Here is a 5630-nt window from a genome sequence, read left to right as displayed (position 1 = left end):
CATCGGGCGTCCAGGTGGCGTCCGGCGCGAAGAGGGCGAGCAGGGCGCCGTGGTCCTGGGCGCGCATCGCGTCCACGAGGCGGTGCAGCAGGGCCCGCGCGGCGTCCGGCGTGGCCGAAAAGCGCACCTTCTCCCGGCGCACCTGGGTGCGGGCGCGGTGCACCAGCTGGCGGCAGGCCGCCTCGCTGCGGTCCAGCACGGTGGCGATCTCGCCGTAGTCGCTGTCGAACACGTCGTGCAGCAGGAAGGCGGCGCGCTCGTCGGGCGACAGGCGTTCCAGCACCACCAGCAGCGCGATGGACAGATCGGATGCCAGCTCGGCACGCGCATCGGCCGCCGGCGCGGTGGCGTCGCGGTCCAGCCAGGGTTCGGGCAGCCACGGGCCGCTGTAGGCCTCGCGCTCGGTGCGGGTGGCGCGCAGCCGGTCCACGCACAGGCGGGTGACGGTGGTCACCAGCCAGGCCTCGGCCGTCTGCACGCGCTCGGCCGGCGTGGACTGCCAGCGCAGCCAGGCGTCCTGCAGCACGTCCTGTGCATCGGCGCGGCTGCCCAGCATGCGGTAGGCCACGCCCAGGAGGCGCGGGCGGTGCTGAAGGAACGTGGCGGTGTGCGGGTCCGGGGCGAGGGGTTTGTCGGCGTTCATGCCTTCAAGACGGGTGGCCGGGCCGGTTTGTGACAGGAATCCGCGCCGCCTGCCAAAAAAAGAAAACCGCCCGGCCGGGTGGCGGGGCGGTTGCTCTTGTTTTCATAGCTGCCAGCGCATGTCGCGGTAGCGCTGGAGGCCTTTTCGATGCCTGGCGTTACTTTTTCTCGCTGCCGTCGCCCAGCTGCGCCAGCGCGGCATTGCCGCCCAGCGACAGCAGGCCGGACTGGGCGTAGACGCCCAGCTTGTGGCGCGTGTCGATGATGTCCAGGTTGCGCATGGTCAGCTGGCCGATGCGGTCGGCGGGGCTGAACGGCGCGTCTTCCACCTTTTCCATCGACAGGCGCTCGGGCGCATAGGTCAGGTTGGGCGACTCGGTGTTGAGCAGCGAGTAGTCGTTGCCGCGGCGCAGCTCCAGCGTCACCGTGCCGGTCACGGCGCGCGCCACCCAGCGCTGGGCGGTCTCGCGCAGCATGATGGCCTGCGGGTCGAACCAGCGGCCCTGGTACAGCAGGCGGCCCAGTTTCAGGCCGTTCATGCGGTACTGCTCGATGGTGTCTTCGTTGTGGATGCCGGTCACCAGACGCTCGTAGGCGATGTGCAGCAGCGCCAGGCCCGGGGCTTCGTAGATGCCGCGGCTCTTGGCTTCGATGATGCGGTTCTCGATCTGGTCGCTCATCCCCAGGCCGTGGCGGCCGCCGATGCGGTTGGCTTCCAGGATCAGCGCCACGGGGTCGTTGTACTCGACGCCGTTCAGGGCGACGGGCTGGCCTTCCTCGAAGCGCACGGACACTTCCTCGGACTTGACCTGGACATCGTCCTTCCAGAACGCCACCCCCATGATGGGGTTCACGATGCGGATGCCGCTGTTCAGGAACTCCAGGTCCTTGGCCTCGTGCGTCGCGCCCAGCATGTTGCTGTCAGTGCTGTAGGCCTTTTCAGCGCTCATCTTGTAGCCGAAGCCTTCCTTCGTCATGAAGGCCGACATTTCGGCGCGGCCGCCCAGCTCGTCGATGAACAGCTGGTCCAGCCAGGGCTTGTAGATCTTGAGCGAGGGGTTGGTGAGCAGGCCGTAGCGGTAAAAGCGCTCGATGTCGTTGCCCTTGAAGGTCGAGCCGTCGCCCCAGATGTGGACGTCGTCTTCCTTCATGGCCGCCACCAGCATGGTGCCGGTGACGGCGCGGCCCAGCGGCGTGGTGTTGAAGTAGGTGATGCCGGCCGTGCTGATGTGGAAGGCGCCGGCCTGCAGCGCGGCGATGCCTTCATGGGCGAGCTGCGTGCGGCAGTCCACCAGGCGGGCTTTTTCGGCGCCGTATTCCATCGCCTTGGCGGGGATGGCGTCGTAGTCCGGCTCGTCGGGCTGGCCCAGGTTGGCCGTGTAGGCGTAGGGCAGGGCGCCCTTGTTCTTCATCCAGCGCAGCGCGGCGCTGGTGTCGAGACCGCCGGAGAAGGCGATGCCGACCTTCTGGTTCAGGGGCAGGTTCTGGAGGATGGTGGCCATGTGCGGTGCCTTGCGGTTCAGCCGAAGTGGCAGATGTAGTGGTAGGCGCTGGCGACGCGGATCTCGAACTTCGACTGGCCGGGCACGCTGAATTTCTCGCCCGCGCCGGACTTCACCCAGGCGTCGGTGCCGTCGAGCTTGTACTCGCACGCGCCGCCCACGCATTCCATGATCTCGGGCGCGCCGGTGTTGAAGGTCAGCGTGGCGGGCAGGATCACGCCCACCGATTTCTTCGTGCCGTCCGGAAACGTGATGTTGTGGCTCACGCATTTGCCGTCGAAATACACGTTGGCTTGGGTGGTGACGGACACGCCGTCGATGGTTTCGGTGGTCATGGATGCGCTTGAAAGGAAGAGGAAGGGGGAAAACCGAAGATTCTAGGTTGAACGCTGCGGCCGGCCCCCGTTCCCCGTGCGAGGCGGCGCCCCAAAACGCCGGGCCGAAGGCGCGCCCCACGAAAAAGGGAGCCCGAAGGCTCCCTGCTGGATGCGTTGGCCGTCCGGCCGGTGGTTCCTTCAGCGCCAGTAGGGATCGCGCGGGCGGGGCGGGTAGTAGGGGCGGCCGTAGCTGTCGTGGTATTCGATGACCGTGGTGGACGAGGGCGTCACGTAGGCGGGCGGGCCAGGGTAGGTGGAGACCACCACGCCCGGCTGGGCGTAGCCGCCGGAGTAAGCGGGGGCCGGCGGCGCGCTGGCGATGGGCTGCACGCTCACGGGAATCCAGGCGCCCGGGTCGTGCTGCGTGCGGGTGGTGTACTGGCGGCCCGCGTACTCGTAGAGCACGTTGTAGCCCATGGTGCGGTTCTCGTAGTACGTCTGGGTGGAGCAGCGCTGCACGTTCTGGTACTCGGGCCGGGTGCCCTCGATGTTGTTGCCCAGCACGGCCCCGCCGATCAGCCCGATGGCGGTGGCGGCGGCGCGTCCGCTGCCCTTGCCGATCGCGTTGCCGGTGGCCCCGCCGGCGATGGCACCCAGCACCGCCCCGGCGCCGGTCGGCCGGGATTCGCCGTAGATGGTTTCGTTACCGCACACCTGCTGGGGAATGGCCACCTGCTCGGTGATGGGGGTGGCGGAGAGGACGCGGCCCTGCTCCTGGGCGCTGGCACCGGCTGCAACGGCAGCCAGCGCGGTCAACAAGATGATTTTCTTCATGGAGAAGCTCCTTTCGGTCGGTGTACAACGCATCAGGCTGAGAAAAAGTTTAGGGTCGCCGTGTCAAGCCTGCAGCCGGGGGCCGTAAATCTGGGTAAAGATTTGTGCCGTTTCAGGGCTTGGAGCGCGCGGTGGCGGCTTCGTTCCAATCGGCTTCGTTGAAACCCACGGTGATGCGGCCGTCCGCCCATTCCACGACCGGGCGCTTGATGACGCTGGGCTGCGCCTTCATCACCTCGGCGGCGCTGCCTGCGTCGTGCACGGCGGCCTGGGTGTCCGCATCCAGCTTGCGCCAAGTCGTTCCCTGGCGGTTGAGCAGCTTTTCCCAGCCCACCGCATCGGCCCAATGCGGCAGGCGATCGGCCGGCACGCCCTGCTTCTTGAAGTCGTGGAACTGGTGCGCAACGCCCTGGGCGGCGAGCCAGGCGCGGGCCTTCTTGACGGTGTCGCAGTTGGGAATGCCGTAGAGCACGGTGGTGTCCGGGCGGGCGGCGGCGTGGGCGAGGGGACGGGTGGGGGTACGGGTGGGGGTACTCATGGCGCAGATCATCGTGCAAGCCGCGCTCGGCGACAATCCGGCCCCGTATGCACACCAATTTCGACACCCTGGAAGGCTGGCTCGGCCATTGCGAGCGCCTGCACCCGAAGAACATCGACATGGGCCTGGACCGCGTGCGTGCCGTGGCCCGGCGCATGGATCTGCGGTTCGACTGCCCGGTCATCACCGTGGCCGGCACCAACGGCAAGGGCTCCACCTGCGCCATGCTCGAAGCGGTGGCGCTGCAGTCGGGCTACCGCACCGGGGTGTACACGTCGCCGCACCTGGTGCACTTCGAGGAGCGGTGCCGCATCCACGGCGAGATCGTCGCCGCTTCGGATCTGGTCGCGCACTTCGCCGCCGTGGAAAGCGCCAGGATCCTGGATGGCGAGGACATTTCGCTGTCGTACTTCGAGTTCACCACCCTGGCGATTCTGCGGCTCATGAGCCTGTCGCGGCTGGATGTGGCCATCCTCGAGGTCGGCCTGGGCGGGCGTCTGGACGCCACCAACGTGATCGACACGGACTGCGCCGTCATCACCAGCATCGACATCGACCACACCGAATTCCTGGGCCCCGACCGCGAAACCATCGGACGCGAGAAGGCCGGCATCATGCGCACGGGCCGCCCCGTGGTGGTGAGCGATCCCATGGCGCCGCAGAGCGTGCTCGACCATGCTCTGGAGATCGGCGCCGACCTGTGGCGCTTCGGCCATGACTTCAACTTTTCGGGCGACAAGCAGCAGTGGAGCTGGGCCGGGCGGGGGCGCCGCTACGCCGGCATGGCCTACCCTTCCTTGCGGGGCGCCAACCAGCTCGTCAATGCCTCCGGCGCCCTGGCGGCGCTCGAGGCCCTGCGCGACCGGCTTCCGGTCACCGCCCAGGCGGTGCGCAACGGGCTGGCCATGGTGGAACTGCCCGGGCGCTTCCAGATCGTTCCCGGCCAGCCGACCCTGGTGCTGGATGTGGCGCACAACCCCCATTCGGTGGCGGCGCTGACCGCCAACCTGGACGCGATGGGGTTCTTCCCCACCACGCATGCCGTGCTGGGCGCCATGGCCGACAAGGACCTCGGCCCCATGCTGGCCAAGATCGGTCCGCTGGTGGACCGCTGGTATTTCACCGATCTGCCCACGCCCCGCGCCGAGAGCGCCGCGGGCCTGCAGCAGAAATGGAACGCCCTGCAGATCGTGGCCGGGGGGCGCCGCACCGTGCCCACCAGCCTGCACGTGGACCCCCAGCAGGCACTGCAGGCGGCCGTCGATGCCGCGGAGCCGGCTGATAGAATCGTGGTCTTTGGCTCGTTCTACACGGTGGGCGGCGTTCTGACCAATGGGACGCCTCGCCTGCAGGCCAAGCATCTGGGCGCATAAGGTCCGCACGATTCTGCACTCCATGGCATTTTTCAAGTTTCGGTGGCCCGGCAGCAAGGAGCAACCCGATAAACCCGCGGGCAAGCGTTCGCGCAATGCCCAGGCTGAGAGCATCGAGGCCATGCGTCGGCGCGCACGGCACCGGCTGATCGGCGCAGCGGTGCTGGTGTTGCTGGGGGTGGTGGGTTTCCCCATCCTGTTCGACACCCAGCCGCGCCCCATCCCGGTCGATATTCCTATCGACATTCCCGATCGCAACAAGGTGGCTCCCCTGGTGGTGCCCGAGGCCGCGCCGGCCCGTCCGGCAGCTTCGGCCCCGGCCATGGCGTCGGCCGGGGGGCTGGCCGAAGGCGAAGAGGTCGTGCCGTCTAGCCGCAACGCGCCCAAGCCGGCGGCGTCTGCTCCGGTGCACGCCCCTGCGCCC

The 5630-nt window shown here is 68.2% G+C and carries 6 protein-coding genes and 1 pseudogene; 2 read left to right on the top strand and 5 right to left on the bottom strand.

Annotated features, from left to right (window positions below):
- The 5 genes from AC27IQ_RS18220 to AC27IQ_RS18200 all read right to left on the bottom strand — a co-directional run.
- The coding region (locus tag AC27IQ_RS18220; RefSeq protein ID WP_487090298.1) for a sigma-70 family RNA polymerase sigma factor at positions 1-643 on the bottom strand (643 nt) is incomplete at its 3' end.
- A gap of 157 nt (positions 644-800) precedes the next feature.
- Positions 801-2144, bottom strand: a complete 1344-nt coding sequence (gene argG / locus AC27IQ_RS18215; protein ID WP_272568543.1) for an argininosuccinate synthase — start codon at positions 2142-2144, stop codon at positions 801-803.
- A gap of 17 nt (positions 2145-2161) precedes the next feature.
- The gene (gene ppnP, locus AC27IQ_RS18210) at positions 2162-2479 is read right to left on the bottom strand and encodes a pyrimidine/purine nucleoside phosphorylase (protein WP_272568545.1); all 318 of its coding nucleotides are present in this window, start codon (positions 2477-2479) and stop codon (positions 2162-2164) included.
- Between the two features lie 180 nt (positions 2480-2659).
- On the bottom strand, positions 2660-3295 hold the full coding sequence (locus AC27IQ_RS18205) for a glycine zipper 2TM domain-containing protein (RefSeq protein ID WP_487090297.1): 636 nt from the start codon (positions 3293-3295) through the stop codon (positions 2660-2662).
- Positions 3296-3407: 112 nt separating this feature from the next.
- Positions 3408-3833, bottom strand: a complete 426-nt coding sequence (locus AC27IQ_RS18200) for an ArsC family reductase (protein ID WP_487090296.1) — start codon at positions 3831-3833, stop codon at positions 3408-3410.
- 47 nt (positions 3834-3880) lie between these two features.
- Between AC27IQ_RS18200 and folC the strand changes: the two genes are divergently transcribed.
- Positions 3881-5206 (top strand): bifunctional tetrahydrofolate synthase/dihydrofolate synthase, encoded by a 1326-nt coding sequence (gene folC, locus AC27IQ_RS18195; protein WP_487090295.1) that lies wholly within the window; start codon positions 3881-3883, stop codon positions 5204-5206.
- A 22-nt stretch (positions 5207-5228) separates the two neighbouring features.
- A pseudogene (locus AC27IQ_RS18190) lies at positions 5229-5630 on the top strand (SPOR domain-containing protein); the annotation flags it as partial.

The organism is Acidovorax sp. KPB24-07, assembly GCF_057543315.1.
Note: the sequence above shows the minus strand (reverse complement) of the source record. Positions and strands in the feature narration are given on the sequence as shown.